Source organism: Bacillus sp. PK3_68 (assembly GCF_003600835.1).
In the GTDB taxonomy this organism is placed as follows: domain Bacteria; phylum Bacillota; class Bacilli; order Bacillales; family Domibacillaceae; genus Pseudobacillus.
In genome coordinates, this window is sequence record NZ_NQYC01000001.1 from 850951 (window position 1) to 870561 (window position 19611).

Below are 19611 nucleotides of genomic sequence, written 5' to 3' on the forward strand. Positions count from 1 at the left end.
TATGGCTATTTTTATGATTGATGAAGTGAAAAAAACATTTATTAACGGCGAAGTAGAGGAAGAAGTATTAAAAGGGGTGAATCTTTCTCTTCAAGAAGGCGAGATTACTGCACTAATAGGCGCTTCAGGATCTGGAAAAAGTACCCTTCTTACGATAGCGGCCGGACTTCAGCCTGCTTCAGATGGCCAGGTATTATTCGAAGGGAAAAATATAAATGCCATGAGTCAAGAGCAAATCAGGAAAATACGGGCGAACAAATTTGGATTCATCTTTCAATTTGCCCATCTGGTTCCCTTTCTTACCGTAGAAGAACAACTCATGCTTATGCTCGATGTTTCAGAAACAGAATTAAAGAAACACGAACAAAAAAGAGAAATTGATAGAGTGTTAAAGCTAATAGAAATGGAGCATCGGAAGCATGCTTATCCCGCCTCCTTGTCAGGAGGAGAAAAACAACGGGTTGCTATTGCTCGCGCCATTATCCACAAACCTAAAGTTCTCTTTGCGGATGAACCAACGGCAAGCTTAGATTCGAAAAGATCCAAAGACGTCATGCGGTTAATCCAGCGTTTAACTAAAACGCTCAATATTACAACCTTGCTCGTAACCCACGATGAAGAGATGCTTTCTTATGCTGACCGCATTATAAAAATGAGCGACGGGCTCATTTCATAAAGAGAAGATAGGACTCTTGCCCTCAAGGTGATATTAAATATTTATTCAGCAGCCTGGACATACTGTGCTGGGCTATTTTTTATAAATGGAATGAACGTTTACTATAAAGGATAACACTAGACAAGAATCCGGATCTTTGTAGTAACTGAAGGCATTGTTGCTTTGACTAATGACTAATAGAACCAAATCGATTTTACAGGAGTAAATATTATGACAAATATTCTAATTGCCGATGACGACATCAATGTTTTAAAGCTGATCGATATTCACTTACGCAAAGAGGGATACAGGGTATTTCAAGCAAAAGATGGAATGGAAGCCCTCCAATTGTTTGATAAAGAAACTTGCGATTTGGCCGTTATAGATGTGATGATGCCTTACATGGACGGCTATGAGTTAACAAAAGAGCTGCGCAAGCAGTACAACATTCCCATCATCCTGTTAACAGCTAAAAATCAAATCGAAGATAAAGAACAAGGATTTGACTCAGGAACAGATGACTATCTCGTCAAGCCTTTTGATCCAAAGGAATTGCTGTTCCGCATAAAAGCATTATTGCGAAGATATAATCCTCAACAAGATGAGCAGCTCATTCGTATCGGACATACAAGCATAAATAAAAAAAGCTATGAAGTTCAAATTGAAGGTCGGACCATACTTTTGCCCTTAAAGGAATTCGAATTATTATTCTTTCTCGCCTCGAATCCACTGCAAGTGTTTTCTCGGGATCAGCTCATCGAAAAAATCTGGGGAGTAGATTATGAAGGGGACGAACGAACAGTGGATGTCCATATAAAAAGGCTTAGAGAACGTTTTTCTAAGCTGGCGGCTGATTTTCAAATCAAAACTGTTCGCGGCGTTGGTTACTTATTGGAGACGAAGCACTCATGAGGTCCCTTTATATGAAATTTGTTGGGGTGACGATTGGAATTATGCTAATCAGCAGCCTCCTTGCTTTTTTCATCTCTAATACGTATTACCAGCAAAAATTAAAGCCCTGTAACGATCAAAAAAATACAAAAATTGCTCTTGGCATCGCTACATTTACTGATAAGCACCCCGATATGGATTTGGAAGAGTATCTGCAAAATATTTCCTCCGTCGGGTATCAACTATATCTGGTTGATGACTCCGGTCATGAAATTTATTTTGGTGCTCCTTTCAGAGTCAAAAACCTCTCTACTTTTACCAAAGAGCAGGTACTGCAAGGTAGGACTTATCATGGTATTCTCTATTTCCCCCAGGAAACATTTGTAACAGGATTTTTCGCTAATGAATTAAAGAATACGATCGGCGTCCCGCTGACACATAACCAAAAAAATTATGCCCTGTTTCTCAGACCAGATATTAAGCTCCTATTTAATGAAATGCACCTCCTATTCGGCTGGCTGCTGGCATTTACAATTGCTTTAAGCATTGTCATGGTCATTTTCAGCACGAAATATTTAGTAAAGCCTATCTCCCATTTGACTTCCGCCACGAAATCACTCTCAAATGGCGATTTTAATGTGGAACTGGACGTTAACCGGCACGACGAACTAGGAGAGCTTTCAAACAGTTTTTTACGGATGGCGAGAAAACTAGAACAGATGGATGACGTAAGGAAAGAATTTATTTCAAACATTTCGCATGATATCCAATCTCCCTTATCTAATATACAAGGATATACAAATTTAGTGGACAACGATTCAATAAGCGCGGAGGAACGATCCTCCTACATTTCTGTCATTAACAGTGAAATTCGGAGGCTTTCCACTTTGACTAAACAACTATTGCTGCTCGCCTCATTGGACCGAAATGAAGAGATTGTGAAGAAAAAATCTTTCAATGTTGGCCAACAAATAAAGGAGTTAGTGCAAAGCTATAAATGGAAAATTGGCGAAAAAGACATTATGCTCAGCTACTCCTTGCCAGATATACAGGTCGTTGGCGATCCCTCTTTGCTCAACACGGTTTGGGATAACCTTCTATCAAATGCCATTAAATATAATAAACCTAACGGTAATATTGATATCTCCATTATACAAAAAGGAACAGCCGCCTTTATAACCTTTGAGGATACAGGAATAGGATTGAACCCTGCAGAATTAGAGAGAATATTTGATCCCTTTTATCGGGCCGACCTCACCCGCTCTCGAACAGTGGAAGGAACGGGACTCGGCCTTTCCATTGTTTCCTCTATTGTCAGGCTTCATGGCGGTCATATCAGTGTCAGCAGCACAAAAAAAGCAGGAACGGCTTTTGTCGTTGAACTACCTGTTAGTTAGCATACTGTTTTATCAAGATCATGTATTTCTAGGAAAACCTTTACTGTTTACCTGAACTTAGCAGTGATTAGCAGGCAGCTCTCTAGCCTATAAGCAGGTTCAAATGTATGCCACTCTCAAAATAAAACGGAGATCCTGTATGAATCAAATACAGGATCTCTTGCTGTTCGCAAACAGAACACCGAGTTTTTCATCATAACAAAGCAATTCAAAAAAACAATTATCAAACGAGGCAGCTCTAGTGATTGGTCGGCCTCTTTTTGTAGATCATATAAATAAGAGAGAATATTTGCATGTTACTTAATTGTATTTTAAACTAGTATTAAGTAACATGGATTAAGGAGAATAATCATATGGAATATGTAGAGGCTCTAAGGGATATAAAGCAAATTAACTCCATGAAAAAATATTTAAAAAAACATTCGGAACGAGACTATCTGCTCTTCGTCTTCGGCATTAATACCGGCTTGAAAATCACGGAAATATTAGCTATCAAAGTAGAGGATGTAGTAGAAGAAGACCGCCTAAAAGATTTTTTCCTACTTCCTTATAAGGAACTGAAAACGACGAAAGAGATCTATCTCAACCACAAAGTAAAAAAAGCCCTTTTGCACTATATCGAATCAAGCCATCTGAAGAGTGATGATTATTTATTCAAGTCTCCCAAAACTGAAAAGCCGATCACGCGCCAGCAGGCTTATCGCATTATCCATCATGCCGCAGAAGCGGTAGGTATAAAAGGGAAAATCGGCACGAATTCTATGCGTAAAACCTTTGGTTATCATGCTTATAAACGAGGAGTTGCCATTTCTCTTCTCCAGAAGCATTTTAACCATTCCACCCCCTCTGAGACTCTTAAATATCTTGGAATTTCCAAAGATGAGAAAATTAGAACAGAAATCGATGTCAACCTTTAAAATAACCTTAATCCATTGTTCAATCATTTAAAGGAGGAATTCTAAAGTGAATATTAGAGAAAGCGAACTGCCAGGCATTGGCTATAAGTTTGAAATTATTACAAAAAACCAAGATAAGCTAGTCATCGTTATTCATGATGATGGGCGGAGAGAAATTTACCACTTTGACTCAGAAGATCATGATGAGGTCATAAGCAGTGCGACGTTCAGCGATGCAGAAGCAAGACAAATCGCCGGGATTTTAGGTGGAATGGCTTACAATCCTAAAGCCTTGGAAACGGTAGACTTTGCTTTTGATGATTTACTTATTGAATGGTATCAGGTTGAACCAGGGGCTCCGGCTGTTAATAAAACCATTGGTGAGGTTGATATCCGAAGCAATTTCGGCGTGAATGTTATTGCTATTAAAGAGAAAAACACGAAAAAAACCCACAATCCAGGCCCTGACACAGTTATTGAAGCAGGTGACATCCTAATCATCTCAGGAGAAAGAATTCAGTTAAAAGAGCTTATTAAAAATCTACTATCTAACAAGGGGTGAGGAATATAGATGAACGATCTAGTTCTTGAAGTCGGTACTGCACTTGTTCTCGTTTCCATTGTAGCCATTCTTGCAAACAAGCTTAACTTTTCCATTATTCCATTCTTAATTGTTCTTGGTATGGTCGTTGGGCCACATGCTCCAACGATTGGGATTATTGACTTAACCTTTATTGAAAGCAATGAGATTATTCAATTCTTAGGACGCATTGGCGTGTTGTTCCTCCTATTCTATTTGGGCCTGGAATTTTCAGTCGGAAAACTGATGAAATCAGGACGGGATATTGTAGTTGGCGGGAGTATCTATGTGTCTCTTAATTTTGTTTTAGGGCTTCTTTACGGGGTACTCACAGGGATGCCGTGGATCGAATCCCTGATTATTGCCGGACTGCTTAGCGTGTCCTCTAGCGCAATCGTAGCAAAAGTACTCGTTGATTTAAAAAGGACAGCTAATCCGGAAACAGAATTAATTCTTGGAATGATTTTATTTGACGATATTTTCCTGGCTCTATTTCTGACCACCATGTCAGGTGTCTTGCTTGCAGGTTCTACCTCTTTCCTCGGTATTGCCACTTCCGTTCTTATCTCAGTCGGTTATATGTTATTGTTCTTTGTTATTGCGCGAAAAGGCGCACCTCTATTAAATAAATGGTTAAATATAAAATCAGACGAAATTTTCATTATCGTTATATTCGCTTCATTGTTTTTTGTGGCTGGTTTTTCAGAAACTCTTCATGTTGCTGAAGCAATCGGTGCTTTACTGCTAGGGTTAGTCTTTTCCGAAACGGAACATCGTGACCGGATTGAACATCTAGTAGTTCCTTTTAGAGATTTCTTTGGGGCTGTTTTTTTCTTCAGCTTTGGACTGAATATTGACCCCTCTACATTAGCTGGCGCCTTCTGGTTGTCGCTAGGTGCGGCTTTGCTTACCATTGTCGGAAACTTTGTTGCTGGCATGATTGCAGGGAGAAAAGCCGGACTATCCCACAAAGCTTCCACTAATATCGGTTTAACTATTATGGCACGAGGAGAATTCTCCATCATTGTTGCCAACCTCGGAATTACAGCAGGCTTAAACCCTATTTTAACGCCTTTCACAGCCCTATACGTGCTTATTTTGGCTATTTTAGGCCCGCTTATGACGAAAGAGAGCAAAACCATTTACAATTATTTAAATAAGATTTTCAAATGGAAAAAAGAACCGGGAAGAAAGAGAATAAAGATTCCCAATGAGTAAATAACTATTTAACAAACCATACCAACTTTAACTCCTCCAGCTAAAATTAGCCTAGCTTTGCGCTAATTCTCAGTATCTGTATATGAATAAATATATATTTCGAATCTATTTTTCGAATAATTTAAATACGGTTTACCTAATTGGGAAGGCCAAAACAGCGTAGGTCTATTGGTTAAGCTTCTACTAATAACAAGCACGACTTAACCGTTAGAACACTTATACATTTGTATTCTTATAAAAAATTCCTCTTTTCTAAGAGGAATTTTTTTAAGGTACCGAATAAACTTGTCATGGCAGAGCTTGATTATTAATCGAGTAATCCTCCGGAATAAAGACTTTTAATTGATTAGGCCGAACAAAAACCTCTTCCCCGACTTTTAAACCAAGCTCGCCATATTGTTCTTTCGTTAGTTCTGCTTCAAGAAACTGCTCGATCTCTTTGGGTTTTAGTTCAATATGGACAGTCCTGCCGACAATATGAATATGAACAATTTTTGCTTGAACGGCATCCTTCGCTATACTTTCCCGTTCAATCATTACATCATGTGGACGCACATAAGCAACAGCTGGTCGATTTTCCTTATTATCGATGCCTGGCACATCAAGTTCAACTTTGCCATTGAGAAGCTTCCCGTTCTCCAGCCTGCCGTGAAATAAATTAACATTCCCCAAGAAATCATACACAAATGGGCTGTTCGGGTGGTCATATACCTCTTCTGGACTGCCGATCTGCTCGATTTTCCCTTCATTCATTACCACGATGCGATCCGCAACATCAAGTGCCTCTTCCTGATCATGTGTCACAAATATACTCGTAATATGAAAGTCATCATGCAATCGGCGCAACCAACGCCGCAAATCTTTTCTCACCTTCGCATCAAGCGCTCCAAATGGCTCATCAAGCAGCAGCACCTTCGGCTCTACGGCGAGTGCCCTTGCCAAAGCAACACGCTGGCGCTGCCCGCCGGAAAGCTGGGACGGATACCGATCTGCCAATGCATCCAGCTTAACGAGACTAAGAAGCTCCGTTACCTTTTCGTTTATTTCTTTTTTAGACGGCCTCTCTTTTTTAGGACGAACTCTCAATCCGTAAGCAATATTGTCGAATACAGTCATATGCTTAAACAAAGCATAATGCTGGAAAACAAAACCGACTTTCCTCTCTGTTGTACGAATGTGAGTCATATCTTCACCGCCGAATAAAATCATTCCGCTATCCGCTTCTTCAAGACCAGCAATGATACGCAGAAGGGACGTTTTTCCCGACCCCGACGGCCCGAGTAATGCAACCAGCTCCCCTGTTTGGATGTTGAGTGTAATATTACTCAGCGCATTGAATGAGCCGAATGATTTTGATACATCTTTTATGTGAATGCTCATACGATGATCCTCCCATTAACTATGTTGATTGGCTTTCCATTCAATTATATTTTTTAAAATAAGTGTTACGATCGCTAATATGGACATCAACGAGGCAACGGCAAACGCCGCAGAAAATTGATATTCATTGTATAAAATTTCAATATGAAGCGGCATCGTATTTGTTAATCCCCGAATGTGGCCAGATACGACCGACACAGCGCCGAATTCGCCAATAGTTCTCGCGTTACATAAAATAATGCCGTATAATAATCCCCATTTAATATTAGGTAGCGTCACTAGCCAAAATGTTTTCCACCCGCCGGCTCCAAGCGTTAAAGATGCTTCTTCCTCTGCCGCCCCCTGGGACTGCATCAACGGTATCAGCTCGCGCGCAATAAATGGAAGAGTAACAAATAGTGTAGCCATAACAATACCTGGCACCGCAAAAATAATTTTAATATCGTGGGCGAACAAAAAATCGCCGAATAATCCATGTGTGCTGAAAAGAAGGACAAATACGAGCCCGGCAATAACCGGTGACACCGCAAATGGCAAATCAATAATTGTAGTCAGCAAGCTTTTCCCTTTGAAATCAAATTTTGTAATCGCCCAAGCTGCCGCAATTCCGAACAAAGCGTTAACCGGTACGGTTAGCAAGACAACGAGCAATGTAAGCTTAATGGCCGCCAGTGCGTCTGAGTCAGTAATAGATGCCGCATAAAGATGAATCCCTCGTTCAAATGCCTTTATAAAAATGGCCGCAAGCGGTAATAAGAGAAATAAAAATAAAAATACAATAGCGATACCTATGAGCACCATACGGACAAAAAGTGGCTCCTCTGCGGCTTTCTTTGCCGCTTTCCTACTGCCATACGTCAATGGAATATGACCAGCCATTCATATGCCTCCTTAATTATGAGCAAACTTTCTATTCATCCACCATTGCATGCCATTGATTAAAAGCAGCATGATAAATGAAATAATTAACATAACTGCCGCAATAGCCGTTGCTCCCGCATAATCATACTGCTCTAGCTTTGTCATAATGAGAAGTGGCGTGATCTCAGTCTTCATCGGCATATTGCCGGCAATGAAGACGACCGAACCATATTCACCGAGAGCACGAGCCAATGCAAGCGAGAAGCCAGTAAGAGCAGCTGGCAATATCTCTGGGATGATGATTTTCATGAAGGTCTGGCGCCGGTTCGCTCCTAAAATGGCCGACGCTTCTTCTGTCTCTCTATCAAAATTTTGTAGTACTGGCTGCACCATCCGCACGACGAATGGCAATCCAATAAACGTCAAAGCAACCGTAACACCGAGTGGAGTAAATGCCACTTTAAATGATAAAAATTGGCCAATCCAGCCCGTCTTCGCATACAAAGTAGTTAGAGCGATGCCGGCAACAGCAGTTGGAAGCGCAAATGGTAAGTCGACCAACCCATCAATTATGCGCTTGCCCGGGAATGAATAGCGGACGAGCACCCAGGCAATCAACACACCGAATATCATATTAATCCCGGCCGCAAAAAAAGCGGCACCAAAGCTTAATTTATAGGAAGCGATCACCCTCGGTTCAGTTACTGTTGACCAAAAGTCAGACCAGCTCATCGAGGCAGCATTTACAAAGATCATGGAAAGTGGCAAAAGAACCAACAGACTGACATAGAGCATCGTAAAGCCGAGTGACAGCCCAAACCCCGGTAAAATACTATGTTTTTTGAATCTCCACTTCTTTTTTGCCATCTCTTCACCTGCATTTCAAATAATCATAATAACGGCGGAATATGACCGCCGTCTTAGAGATACACTTCCTATTGTTTCGGCTGATAGATTTCATCGAATGTTCCGCCGTCATCAAAATGTTTTTTCTGAGCTGTTTTCCAGCCATCAAAGTCCTTGTCAATCGTTACGAGATTAATCTCTGGGAACTGGTCAGCGTACTTCTCCAATACTTCTTTATCACGCGGACGGTAATAATTTTCCGCTGCAATTTCCTGCCCCTTCTTTGTGTACAAATATTTGAGATAAGCTTTCGCCACCTCTTTCGTGCCTTTTTTCTTCACTACTTTATCTACTACTGCAACTGGAGGTTCTGCTAAAATACTGATTGAAGGAACAACAATTTCAAATTTATCTTTCCCTAATTCATTTAAAGAGAGAAAGGCTTCATTTTCCCAGGCGATTAGTACATCGCCAATTTCTCGTTCTACAAACGTTGTTGTTGCTCCACGTGCACCTGAGTCTAATACTTCCACATTTTTGTAAATGCTACTGACGAATTTTTTTATCTTCTTTTCGTCACCATTGAATTGTTTATCAGCATAGGCCCACGCTGCAAGATAATTCCAACGTGCCCCGCCCGATGTTTTCGGGTTTGGCGTAATGACTGATACTCCTTCTTTCGTTAAGTCCTCCCAATCCTTGATATTTTTCGGATTGCCTTTTCGAACAAGAAACACAATGGTTGAAGTATAAGGTGTTGAGTTATCATCAAGACGTGTCTGCCAATCTTCAGCCGTTAGACCATTCTTAGCTACTTCATCAATATCGCCTGCAAGTGCAAGTGTGACTACATCTGCTTCAAGCCCATCAATAACCGCTCTTGCCTGCTTGCCAGAACCGCCGTGCGACTGCTGAATCGTTACATTTTGACCAGTTTCTTTTTTCCAGTGAGCAACAAACTCTTTATTAAACCCCTCATATAATTCACGAGTTGGATCGTAGGACACATTTAACAGCTCAACCGGCTTCTTTGAAGATGAAGCGCTGTTTTCACTTCCTGCTTTTGAATCACCACAGCCTGCTAAAATCGCTGCCATTGCTGTCATGCTTATTAATAATTTAGATATAACTTTTCTATTTTGCATCTTCTAGAACCTCTCTCCCACTTGTTTGATTTCATATAAAAAAGGCAGACTACTTTTAACAACTAACGGTTAAAAAAGTCTGCCTTCAGTATGTCTGATCGGCTTTTATTGAATGTTTACTGGTTTTTGTCTTTCTAGTGCTCGATTTTTTTATAGAAAACCGTCGTTTTTCCAGTCGGTCAATTTGCGTAATCTGTGAATCGTGGATAACGATCTCTACTGATCCGTACTCTATTCCTTCCAATGACTGAAGAATGCGTTCAACCCATTGGTTATCAATCTGTTTTTCAGACATTTTTCCTCCCCCTGTTTTGCTCGTTATTCACGGCTCCCCATTCCCAACAAAGATGCTCTTCTACCTGCATTTTCTAAGATAACCGGCCCCTTCAGTTGTCTGATAGGTCCTTATAATGTATTTACATGAGATTAGAATAACCAAGCATTCTTATAAGTTTTATATGTTTAATGGGATTATAACGCACCTTTTATATAATGTCTATATGTTTTTTATAATAATTTCATTCTTTGTATCTTCCTCACTAAAGATCAAAATATAGACAACTTTCATTCTTCTGCATAGAGAATGCCTCACGCTCATCTATTAATTAGGTCTCAAGCAACTAGTGACTCTCCCCCTCATATGTAGTCTTGCAGAAAATAGAGCGATGATTTTCGAAAAGAAAAAGTATGAAAGAGACATAAAAAAACAGAAGGTTGTAACAACCTTCTGTTTTTTTATCCTTTGAGAAAGAAAACCTCTCATCGGACTGTGCTATCTTATTGAACGAGTAATAGGTTTCATTATTAAAACTTTCTTTATATACGACGGAGAAGGAGGGATTTGAACCCTCGCGCCGCTTACGCGACCTACACCCTTAGCAGGGGCGCCTCTTCAGCCTCTTGAGTACTTCCCCAGAAAAAATAAAAACTCCGCAGGCAAGATTCGAACTTGCGACCGATCGGTTAACAGCCGATTGCTCTACCACTGAGCTACTGCGGAACAAAGTGGGCCTGAATGGACTCGAACCATCGACCTCACGCTTATCAGGCGTGCGCTCTAACCAGCTGAGCTACAGGCCCATTTATGTAAATGGAGCGGGTGATGAGAATCGAACTCACGACATCAGCTTGGAAGGCTGAGGTTTTACCATTAAACTACACCCGCATTAAAAACTGGCTGGGCTAGCTGGATTCGAACCAACGAATGACGGAGTCAAAGTCCGTTGCCTTACCGCTTGGCTATAGCCCATTAATAATATGTATGGGGCGATCGATGGGAATCGAACCCACGAGTGTCGGAGCCACAATCCGATGCGTTAACCACTTCGCCACGACCGCCATTCTCACTGGTGGAGGGGGACGGATTCGAACCGCCGAACCCGGAGGGAGCGGATTTACAGTCCGCCGCGTTTAGCCACTTCGCTACCCCTCCATCTTAAAATAGAGACAGCTTCTTAGACAATGAAAAAAATGGTGGCTCAGGACGGAATCGAACCGCCGACACATGGATTTTCAGTCCATTGCTCTACCGACTGAGCTACTGAGCCACACAAGGATATATATCAACAGCAAGACACTCCTTGCTGGAAGAAATATGGCGGTCCGGACGGGACTCGAACCCGCGACCTCCTGCGTGACAGGCAGGCATTCTAACCAACTGAACTACCGGACCAGATTGCGGGGACAGGATTTGAACCTGCGACCTTCGGGTTATGAGCCCGACGAGCTACCGGACTGCTCCACCCCGCGACGATAACATATAAAGATAATTATGGCGGAGGAAGAGGGATTCGAACCCCCGCGCGGTTTAACCCGCCTGTCGGTTTTCAAGACCGATCCCTTCAGCCAGACTTGGGTATTCCTCCATATAGCGGCGGAGGGGATCGAACCCCCGACCTTGCGGGTATGAACCGCACGCTCTAGCCAGCTGAGCTACACCGCCAAACTAAATATTAAACACCAATGGAGCCTAGCGGGATCGAACCGCTGACCTCCTGCGTGCAAAGCAGGCGCTCTCCCAGCTGAGCTAAGGCCCCACGTTACAATTTTACGAGCAATAACTGGTCGGGAAGACAGGATTCGAACCTGCGACCCCTTGGTCCCAAACCAAGTGCTCTACCAAGCTGAGCTACTTCCCGTAAAAACGGTTAAATGGCGCGCCCGAGAGGAGTCGAACCCCTAACCTTTTGATCCGTAGTCAAACGCTCTATCCAATTGAGCTACGGGCGCAAATAAATGTATATAACGCTTCTGGAGCGGAAGACGGGATTCGAACCCGCGACCCCCACCTTGGCAAGGTGGTGTTCTACCACTGAACTACTTCCGCATTTGAGAAGGATGTTCTAACGTCTGTATTTATCACAGGACGTGACAGTTCCTAGCAGAAGATCCTTAAAAACGATGCGGGTGAAGGGAGTCGAACCCCCACGCCTTGCGGCGCCAGATCCTAAGTCTGGTGCGTCTGCCAATTCCGCCACACCCGCATATAAATGGTGAGCCATGAAGGACTCGAACCTTCGACCCTCTGATTAAAAGTCAGATGCTCTACCAACTGAGCTAATGGCTCATTTGCACAAAAGAAGTTTAATTGAAATAATGGTGGAGGATGACGGGATCGAACCGCCGACCCCCTGCTTGTAAGGCAGGTGCTCTCCCAGCTGAGCTAATCCTCCAAATGGTGACCCCTACGGGATTCGAACCCGTGTTACCGCCGTGAAAGGGCGGTGTCTTAACCGCTTGACCAAGGGGCCTTCTATGTATGTAAAGGAAGCCAAAAGAAAAACCCCGATTAGGGGGCTTGCCTGGCAGCGTCCTACTCTCACAGGGGGAATCCCCCAACTACCATCGGCGCTGAAGAGCTTAACTTCCGTGTTCGGGATGGGAACGGGTGTGACCTCTTCGCTATCGCCACCAGACTGTATAAAATTGAAAGAGTTTGTTCTTTCAAAACTGGATAATATGTGTCAGTAACCGGCAACTCCGTGCCATTTTGTGTGTGACGCCGTTAGGCGTATCATTTAGGATAAGTCCTCGATCGATTAGTATTCGTCAGCTCCACGTGTCGCCACGCTTCCACCTCGAACCTATCTACCTGATCATCTTTCAGGGATCTTACTAGCTTGCGCTATGGGAAATCTCATCTTGAGGGGGGCTTCATGCTTAGATGCTTTCAGCACTTATCCCGTCCGCACATAGCTACCCAGCGATGCCTTTGGCAAGACAACTGGTACACCAGCGGTGCGTCCATCCCGGTCCTCTCGTACTAAGGACAGCTCCTCTCAAATTTCCTGCGCCCGCGACGGATAGGGACCGAACTGTCTCACGACGTTCTGAACCCAGCTCGCGTACCGCTTTAATGGGCGAACAGCCCAACCCTTGGGACCGACTACAGCCCCAGGATGCGATGAGCCGACATCGAGGTGCCAAACCTCCCCGTCGATGTGGACTCTTGGGGGAGATAAGCCTGTTATCCCCGGGGTAGCTTTTATCCGTTGAGCGATGGCCCTTCCATGCGGAACCACCGGATCACTAAGCCCGACTTTCGTCCCTGCTCGACTTGTAGGTCTCGCAGTCAAGCTCCCTTGTGCCTTTACACTCTGCGAATGATTTCCAACCATTCTGAGGGAACCTTTGGGCGCCTCCGTTACTCTTTAGGAGGCGACCGCCCCAGTCAAACTGCCCGCCTGACACTGTCTCCCACCCGGATCACGGGTGCGGGTTAGAAGTTCAACACAGCCAGGGTAGTATCCCACCGACGCCTCCACCGAAGCTGGCGCTCCGGTTTCAAAGGCTCCTACCTATCCTGTACAAGCTGTGCCGAAATTCAATATCAGGCTGCAGTAAAGCTCCACGGGGTCTTTCCGTCCTGTCGCGGGTAACCTGCATCTTCACAGGTACTATAATTTCACCGAGTCTCTCGTTGAGACAGTGCCCAGATCGTTACGCCTTTCGTGCGGGTCGGAACTTACCCGACAAGGAATTTCGCTACCTTAGGACCGTTATAGTTACGGCCGCCGTTTACTGGGGCTTCAATTCAGAGCTTCGCGTGAGCTAACCCCTCCTCTTAACCTTCCAGCACCGGGCAGGCGTCAGCCCCTATACTTCGCCTTACGGCTTCGCAGAGACCTGTGTTTTTGCTAAACAGTCGCCTGGGCCTATTCACTGCGGCTCCTCAGGGCTATGCACCCCAAAGAGCACCCCTTCTCCCGAAGTTACGGGGTCATTTTGCCGAGTTCCTTAACGAGAGTTCACTCGCTCACCTTAGGATTCTCTCCTCGCCTACCTGTGTCGGTTTGCGGTACGGGCACCTTTCACCTCGCTAGAGGCTTTTCTTGGCAGTGTGGAATCAGGAACTTCGGTACTAAACTTCCCTCGCCGTCACAGCTCCGCCTTCGTGGTGATGGGATTTGCCTCATCACCGGCCTAACTGCTTGGACGCACAACCAACTGTGCGCTTGCCCTATCCTCCTGCGTCCCCCCATTGCTCAAATGGTGAAGAGGTGGTACAGGAATATCAACCTGTTGTCCATCGCCTACGCCTATCGGCCTCGGCTTAGGTCCCGACTAACCCTGAGAGGACGAGCCTTCCTCAGGAAACCTTAGGCATTCGGTGGAAGGGATTCTCACCCTTCTTTCGCTACTCATACCGGCATTCTCACTTCTAAGCGCTCCACAAGTCCTTCCGGTCTTGCTTCACCGCCCTTAGAACGCTCTCCTACCACGGACACCACAAGGTGTCCATCCACAGCTTCGGTGATACGTTTAGCCCCGGTACATTTTCGGCGCAGAGTCACTCGACCAGTGAGCTATTACGCACTCTTTAAATGGTGGCTGCTTCTAAGCCAACATCCTGGTTGTCTAAGCAACTCCACATCCTTTTCCACTTAACGTATACTTGGGGACCTTAGCTGGTGGTCTGGGCTGTTTCCCTCTTGACTACGGATCTTATCACTCGCAGTCTGACTCCCAAGGATAAGTCTTTGGCATTCGGAGTTTGTCTGAATTCGGTAACCCGAGGGGGCCCCTAGTCCAAACAGTGCTCTACCTCCAAGACTCTTCCCTTGAGGCTAGCCCTAAAGCTATTTCGGAGAGAACCAGCTATCTCCAGGTTCGATTGGAATTTCACCGCTACCCACACCTCATCCCCGCACTTTTCAACGTGCGTGGGTTCGGGCCTCCAGTAAGTGTTACCTTACCTTCACCCTGGACATGGGTAGATCACCTGGTTTCGGGTCTGCGACCTCATACTCATGCGCCCTATTCAGACTCGCTTTCGCTGCGGCTCCGCCTTTACGGCTTAACCTCGCATGAAATCGCAACTCGCCGGTTCATTCTACAAAAGGCACGCCATCACCCATTAACGGGCTCTGACTACTTGTAGGCACACGGTTTCAGGTTCTCTTTCACTCCCCTTCCGGGGTGCTTTTCACCTTTCCCTCACGGTACTGGTTCACTATCGGTCACTAGGGAGTATTTAGCCTTGGGAGATGGTCCTCCCGGATTCCGACGGAATTTCACGTGTTCCGCCGTACTCAGGATCCACTCTGGAGAGAGCGATGTTTCGGCTACAGGATTGTTACCTTCTCTGATGGGCCTTTCCAGACCTCTTCGCCTACACCGTTCTTTTGTAACTCCGTATAGAGTGTCCTACAACCCCAGAAGGCAAGCCTTCTGGTTTGGGCTGTTCCCGTTTCGCTCGCCGCTACTCAGGGAATCGCGTTTGCTTTCTCTTCCTCCAGGTACTTAGATGTTTCAGTTCCCCGGGTGTGCCTTCTCCTACCCTATGGATTCAGGTAGGGATACTGTTCCATTACGAACAGTGGGTTTCCCCATTCGGAAATCTCCGGATTAACGCTTACTTACAGCTCCCCGGAGCATATCGGAGTTAGTCCCGTCCTTCTTCGGCTCCTAGTGCCAAGGCATCCACCGTGCGCCCTTTCTAACTTAACCTAAGAAAAAATACAAGCGGCGCATTTCATCGTCAACTTTCTTCATTCCTTCCCTCACGTATGCAAATACGCTCAGTCAGTCATTCAGTTGCTTCCTAGAACTGCTTGCTTCTCTTCTTTCTTTGAAAAATACCTAAAATGGCGATTACTCGGTTATTGCTTGGTTACTTTTATACGATATTATCCAGTTTTCAAAGAACAAAGTTGCTTACCTATAGAGAAGGAATTCATCCTTCAAAACTGAACAAAAAACAATGCCGTTAATTCGTTTGTGAGAACAGCGTTCTCTGTTGCTACTACGTGCGGCTAAAAGCCTGACACGGTTCACAATTCCCTTAGAAAGGAGGTGATCCAGCCGCACCTTCCGATACGGCTACCTTGTTACGACTTCACCCCAATCATCTGCCCCACCTTAGGCGGCTGGCTCCCGTAAGGGTTACCCCACCGACTTCGGGTGTTGCAAACTCTCGTGGTGTGACGGGCGGTGTGTACAAGGCCCGGGAACGTATTCACCGCGGCATGCTGATCCGCGATTACTAGCGATTCCGGCTTCATGCAGGCGAGTTGCAGCCTGCAATCCGAACTGAGAATGGTTTTATGGGATTGGCTAAACCTTGCGGTCTTGCAGCCCTTTGTACCATCCATTGTAGCACGTGTGTAGCCCAGGTCATAAGGGGCATGATGATTTGACGTCATCCCCACCTTCCTCCGGTTTGTCACCGGCAGTCACCTTAGAGTGCCCAACTGAATGCTGGCAACTAAGATCAAGGGTTGCGCTCGTTGCGGGACTTAACCCAACATCTCACGACACGAGCTGACGACAACCATGCACCACCTGTCACCGCTGTCCCCGAAGGGAAAGGTCTGTCTCCAGACCGGTCAGCGGGATGTCAAGACCTGGTAAGGTTCTTCGCGTTGCTTCGAATTAAACCACATGCTCCACCGCTTGTGCGGGCCCCCGTCAATTCCTTTGAGTTTCAGCCTTGCGGCCGTACTCCCCAGGCGGAGTGCTTAATGCGTTAGCTGCAGCACTGAAGGGCGGAAACCCTCCAACACTTAGCACTCATCGTTTACGGCGTGGACTACCAGGGTATCTAATCCTGTTCGCTCCCCACGCTTTCGCGCCTCAGCGTCAGTTACAGACCAGAGAGCCGCCTTCGCCACTGGTGTTCCTCCACATCTCTACGCATTTCACCGCTACACGTGGAATTCCGCTCTCCTCTTCTGCACTCAAGCCTCCCAGTTTCCAATGACCCTCCACGGTTGAGCCGTGGGCTTTCACATCAGACTTAAGAAGCCGCCTGCGCGCGCTTTACGCCCAATAATTCCGGACAACGCTTGCCACCTACGTATTACCGCGGCTGCTGGCACGTAGTTAGCCGTGGCTTTCTGGTCAGGTACCGTCAAGGTACCAACAGTTACTTTGGTACTTGTTCTTCCCTGACAACAGAGCTTTACGATCCGAAAACCTTCTTCACTCACGCGGCGTTGCTCCGTCAGACTTTCGTCCATTGCGGAAGATTCCCTACTGCTGCCTCCCGTAGGAGTCTGGGCCGTGTCTCAGTCCCAGTGTGGCCGATCACCCTCTCAGGTCGGCTACGCATCGTCGCCTTGGTGAGCCGTTACCTCACCAACTAGCTAATGCGCCGCGGGTCCATCTGTAAGTGACAGCTAAAAGCCGCCTTTCCATTCCTCTTCATGCGAAGAAAAAGAATATCCGGTATTAGCCCCGGTTTCCCGGAGTTATCCCAGTCTTACAGGCAGGTTACCCACGTGTTACTCACCCGTCCGCCGCTAACTTGAACAGAGCAAGCTCCGTCAAGTCCGCTCGACTTGCATGTATTAGGCACGCCGCCAGCGTTCGTCCTGAGCCAGGATCAAACTCTCCAAAAAGATTGTTTGACTTGCTCATAATTTAAAAATAAGAATTAACTTACTGGCATGTATTTTGTTCAGTTTTCAAAGATCAATTTGTTTCGTTGTCGTTATCAGCGACAGCTATATCATAATAACACCTTAAAATAATAGTGTCAACAATTTTTTCCGAAAATGTTTTTTCTCTACATCACTGTTTTTAGCAGCGAAAAATAATATATCACAAGATAAAATCTAAAGTCAATACTATTTTAATTGATTAAAGTTGAATGTATCACTGCAAAAGGTGCCCTATGTACATTACAATAAAGTTAAATTTCAAATCTACCTTTTATACAGCACATTCATTTACCTGTGTACTTTCTCTTCCTTTCTCCTCACGCATTCTTTCTATAGTAATACACCCCTCACTAATCAATGCTTTTAATCCTATGTGCAGACTGTTAGATAAATAATATTTGTTCTAGGGGCAAGCACCGATTTTATGATAGAGGAAAGCCGCAAGCTACAGCTCATTGAAGATAACACAAACAACTTATTAGGGGACAGATCAGCAATTGTTTGAGAAACTTTCCTATTAAATGTACTTCAGTAACATTCAAACACTGCTTATAAAAAAGTGCCAGCTGCAAATTGATACAATCATTCACAGCTAGCAAATGTATATTTTATAAACCGCCAGGTGTTCTTGCACTTAAAGGAATTTTCTCATAGTCTTTAGGATTTAATTCACTGACTGAGCCATCAGCTACGCTATTAATAATTCCCATAAGACCTGTCTCGACTGTTTTTACAAGCTGTCCTCTCTTCTTTTGCCCAAAATTTTGTGTTTGACCGCTCACCTCAAACAGAACAGTTCCACTTCCATTTAATGCAAACGCTCCTAATGCAGTGCCAGGCAGGTCAATGTTTTGATCATACAAGGAAATATTCGTAAAGACAGAATCCCCTTTTGCCTGCAAGGCATTGTAAGCCGCCACATTCAACTGGCGTGAAAAATCATATTTGAATTTATCAGCATAAGCAGCATATTTTTCACCGCCCGGACTGTTCGGGTTCGTTACAAACTTGCCTGATAGGGACATCGTTACCCTATCATCAGTCCCCTCTACATAAGGAAATCCCTGATGGTGAAGATCTACAAATACATCTACATTCCCAAACTGTGTTTTCAAGTCCTTATACACATCTCTTACAGTTTGCGCTTCAGGTGTAATATACCAGCCGTATTTATTGGATGCTCCTGGGAAATCGTCTGCTTTTGGAACGTAATTCAAATCTGGGTTGAAATCACGATTAACATCAAATCCCGGTTTTTTATCATAATCCCAGCTTCCTGGAGAGGAATAATAGTTCCACGCGGGCTTGGCATTCGCAAGTTGCGGAAACTTAGCAACGACCTCTTCCCAGTTCATATCGTTTGCGCGGCGACTTAGCTCAGACCCATCCGCATTCATCATTGGAATAATAACAATTGTAAGTTCATCAAGAATTTTTTTCGCTTCTTTTGAATTGCTCGATCCAAGGGTCTGCAAAATATTTAGAAGCGCAACTGTTCCTGTTTTTTCGTTTCCGTGTATTTCACTCTGGATAAGCATCACCTTTTTACCATGGCCAACCGATACCTTATAAATCCCACGTCCTTGGTTTGTATACCCAGCTGTCTCAACACTCACTTTTCCCTGGCTTGATTTTTGGATTTGTCCAAGCTTCTTGCCAAGCTCCTCATAGCTAATAAAGCCTTCAATTGATAAATTTTCCCCTTGCTGCGGACTTGGTCCAGGATCAGCTAATCCCATTGTCGGTATTGTAAGTAAAGATGCAGCTAAAGCGGTTGAACTTAGAACCTTGACAACCTTCTTCATTCTCAGTCCTCCTATCTTGAACCCTTATTTTTACTACATGCATGGAGATAATTC

At 44.6% G+C, this 19611-nt stretch carries 12 protein-coding genes, 20 tRNA genes and 3 rRNA genes; 6 read left to right on the forward strand and 29 right to left on the reverse strand.

Going from position 1 to position 19611, the window contains the following annotated elements:
- Position 1: 1 nt before the first annotated feature.
- From CJ483_RS04345 to CJ483_RS04370, 6 genes are all read left to right on the forward strand, one after another.
- Positions 2-676 (forward strand): ABC transporter ATP-binding protein, encoded by a 675-nt coding sequence (locus CJ483_RS04345; protein WP_120032275.1) that lies wholly within the window; start codon positions 2-4, stop codon positions 674-676.
- Between the two features lie 210 nt (positions 677-886).
- Positions 887-1567: a response regulator transcription factor gene (locus CJ483_RS04350; protein WP_120032277.1), complete on the forward strand. Its 681-nt coding sequence runs from the start codon at positions 887-889 to the stop codon at positions 1565-1567.
- Positions 1564-2943, forward strand: a complete 1380-nt coding sequence (locus CJ483_RS04355; protein WP_120032280.1) for a sensor histidine kinase — start codon at positions 1564-1566, stop codon at positions 2941-2943. Before CJ483_RS04350 ends, CJ483_RS04355 begins: the two co-directional genes overlap by 4 nt.
- Positions 2944-3296: 353 nt before the next feature.
- Positions 3297-3860, forward strand: coding sequence for a tyrosine-type recombinase/integrase (locus tag CJ483_RS04360; protein WP_120032282.1), 564 nt, complete (start codon positions 3297-3299; stop codon positions 3858-3860).
- A gap of 46 nt (positions 3861-3906) precedes the next feature.
- Positions 3907-4401 carry a cation:proton antiporter regulatory subunit gene (locus CJ483_RS04365; protein WP_120032284.1) on the forward strand — a complete coding sequence of 165 codons (495 nt, stop codon included), beginning with the start codon at positions 3907-3909 and terminating at the stop codon, positions 4399-4401.
- 9 nt (positions 4402-4410) lie between these two features.
- Complete coding sequence (locus tag CJ483_RS04370; protein WP_120032286.1) at positions 4411-5637, forward strand: cation:proton antiporter; 1227 nt, start codon at positions 4411-4413, stop codon at positions 5635-5637.
- A gap of 288 nt (positions 5638-5925) precedes the next feature.
- Here CJ483_RS04370 and CJ483_RS04375 read toward each other — a convergent pair whose 3' ends face one another.
- From CJ483_RS04375 to CJ483_RS04515, 29 genes are all read right to left on the reverse strand, one after another.
- Positions 5926-7017, reverse strand: coding sequence for a sulfate/molybdate ABC transporter ATP-binding protein (locus tag CJ483_RS04375; RefSeq protein WP_120032288.1), 1092 nt, complete (start codon positions 7015-7017; stop codon positions 5926-5928).
- 15 nt (positions 7018-7032) lie between these two features.
- Positions 7033-7896: a sulfate ABC transporter permease subunit CysW gene (gene cysW / locus CJ483_RS04380; protein ID WP_120032290.1), complete on the reverse strand. Its 864-nt coding sequence runs from the start codon at positions 7894-7896 to the stop codon at positions 7033-7035.
- A 12-nt stretch (positions 7897-7908) separates the two neighbouring features.
- Positions 7909-8745: a sulfate ABC transporter permease subunit CysT gene (gene cysT, locus CJ483_RS04385; protein WP_120032292.1), complete on the reverse strand. Its 837-nt coding sequence runs from the start codon at positions 8743-8745 to the stop codon at positions 7909-7911.
- A 68-nt stretch (positions 8746-8813) separates the two neighbouring features.
- A complete protein-coding gene (locus tag CJ483_RS04390; protein WP_120032294.1) occupies positions 8814-9869 on the reverse strand; it encodes a sulfate ABC transporter substrate-binding protein in 1056 nt (351 codons plus the stop codon).
- An 85-nt stretch (positions 9870-9954) separates the two neighbouring features.
- A complete protein-coding gene (locus CJ483_RS04395) occupies positions 9955-10164 on the reverse strand; it encodes a YezD family protein (RefSeq protein ID WP_120032296.1) in 210 nt (69 codons plus the stop codon).
- Between the two features lie 531 nt (positions 10165-10695).
- Positions 10696-10783, reverse strand: a tRNA-Ser gene (locus tag CJ483_RS04400).
- Positions 10784-10797: 14 nt separating this feature from the next.
- Positions 10798-10869: transfer RNA gene (locus CJ483_RS04405), tRNA-Asn, on the reverse strand.
- A gap of 6 nt (positions 10870-10875) precedes the next feature.
- Positions 10876-10949 (reverse strand) — tRNA-Ile (locus tag CJ483_RS04410).
- Between the two features lie 11 nt (positions 10950-10960).
- Positions 10961-11034 (reverse strand) — tRNA-Gly (locus tag CJ483_RS04415).
- Positions 11035-11043: 9 nt separating this feature from the next.
- Positions 11044-11118: transfer RNA gene (locus CJ483_RS04420), tRNA-Gln, on the reverse strand.
- Between the two features lie 13 nt (positions 11119-11131).
- Positions 11132-11207: transfer RNA gene (locus CJ483_RS04425), tRNA-His, on the reverse strand.
- A 9-nt stretch (positions 11208-11216) separates the two neighbouring features.
- Positions 11217-11301: transfer RNA gene (locus tag CJ483_RS04430), tRNA-Tyr, on the reverse strand.
- A gap of 39 nt (positions 11302-11340) precedes the next feature.
- A tRNA-Phe gene (locus CJ483_RS04435) sits at positions 11341-11416 on the reverse strand.
- A gap of 48 nt (positions 11417-11464) precedes the next feature.
- Positions 11465-11541 (reverse strand) — tRNA-Asp (locus tag CJ483_RS04440).
- A 3-nt stretch (positions 11542-11544) separates the two neighbouring features.
- Positions 11545-11618: transfer RNA gene (locus CJ483_RS04445), tRNA-Met, on the reverse strand.
- 23 nt (positions 11619-11641) lie between these two features.
- A tRNA-Ser gene (locus CJ483_RS04450) sits at positions 11642-11734 on the reverse strand.
- Between the two features lie 3 nt (positions 11735-11737).
- Positions 11738-11811, reverse strand: a tRNA-Met gene (locus CJ483_RS04455).
- Positions 11812-11832: 21 nt separating this feature from the next.
- Positions 11833-11905 (reverse strand) — tRNA-Ala (locus CJ483_RS04460).
- Positions 11906-11930: 25 nt separating this feature from the next.
- A tRNA-Pro gene (locus CJ483_RS04465) sits at positions 11931-12007 on the reverse strand.
- Between the two features lie 14 nt (positions 12008-12021).
- Positions 12022-12098 (reverse strand) — tRNA-Arg (locus CJ483_RS04470).
- A gap of 22 nt (positions 12099-12120) precedes the next feature.
- Positions 12121-12195, reverse strand: a tRNA-Gly gene (locus tag CJ483_RS04475).
- Between the two features lie 75 nt (positions 12196-12270).
- A tRNA-Leu gene (locus CJ483_RS04480) sits at positions 12271-12352 on the reverse strand.
- Between the two features lie 7 nt (positions 12353-12359).
- Positions 12360-12435, reverse strand: a tRNA-Lys gene (locus CJ483_RS04485).
- A 30-nt stretch (positions 12436-12465) separates the two neighbouring features.
- Positions 12466-12541 (reverse strand) — tRNA-Val (locus tag CJ483_RS04490).
- Positions 12542-12544: 3 nt separating this feature from the next.
- Positions 12545-12619, reverse strand: a tRNA-Glu gene (locus CJ483_RS04495).
- Between the two features lie 49 nt (positions 12620-12668).
- Positions 12669-12784, reverse strand: a 5S ribosomal RNA gene (gene rrf, locus CJ483_RS04500).
- 103 nt (positions 12785-12887) lie between these two features.
- Positions 12888-15818 (reverse strand): 23S ribosomal RNA (locus CJ483_RS04505).
- Between the two features lie 338 nt (positions 15819-16156).
- Positions 16157-17710 (reverse strand): 16S ribosomal RNA (locus CJ483_RS04510).
- The 16S, 23S and 5S rRNA genes sit together here with 20 tRNA genes alongside, the layout of an rRNA operon.
- A 650-nt stretch (positions 17711-18360) precedes the next feature.
- Positions 18361-19557 carry a M14 family zinc carboxypeptidase gene (locus tag CJ483_RS04515; protein ID WP_182916964.1) on the reverse strand — a complete coding sequence of 399 codons (1197 nt, stop codon included), beginning with the start codon at positions 19555-19557 and terminating at the stop codon, positions 18361-18363.
- Positions 19558-19611 lie beyond the last annotated feature (54 nt).

Coding starts and splice junctions, on each gene's coding strand:
- CJ483_RS04345 (WP_120032275.1), top strand. CDS start 2: ATGGCTATTTTTATGATTGATGAAGTGAAAAAAACATTTATTAACGGC.
- CJ483_RS04350 (WP_120032277.1), top strand. CDS start 887: ATGACAAATATTCTAATTGCCGATGACGACATCAATGTTTTAAAGCTG.
- CJ483_RS04355 (WP_120032280.1), top strand. CDS start 1,564: ATGAGGTCCCTTTATATGAAATTTGTTGGGGTGACGATTGGAATTATG.
- CJ483_RS04360 (WP_120032282.1), top strand. CDS start 3,297: ATGGAATATGTAGAGGCTCTAAGGGATATAAAGCAAATTAACTCCATG.
- CJ483_RS04370 (WP_120032286.1), top strand. CDS start 4,411: ATGAACGATCTAGTTCTTGAAGTCGGTACTGCACTTGTTCTCGTTTCC.
- CJ483_RS04375 (WP_120032288.1), bottom strand. CDS start 7,017: ATGAGCATTCACATAAAAGATGTATCAAAATCATTCGGCTCATTCAAT.
- cysW (WP_120032290.1), bottom strand. CDS start 7,896: ATGGCTGGTCATATTCCATTGACGTATGGCAGTAGGAAAGCGGCAAAG.
- cysT (WP_120032292.1), bottom strand. CDS start 8,745: ATGGCAAAAAAGAAGTGGAGATTCAAAAAACATAGTATTTTACCGGGG.
- CJ483_RS04390 (WP_120032294.1), bottom strand. CDS start 9,869: ATGCAAAATAGAAAAGTTATATCTAAATTATTAATAAGCATGACAGCA.
- CJ483_RS04395 (WP_120032296.1), bottom strand. CDS start 10,164: ATGTCTGAAAAACAGATTGATAACCAATGGGTTGAACGCATTCTTCAG.
- CJ483_RS04515 (WP_182916964.1), bottom strand. CDS start 19,557: ATGAAGAAGGTTGTCAAGGTTCTAAGTTCAACCGCTTTAGCTGCATCT.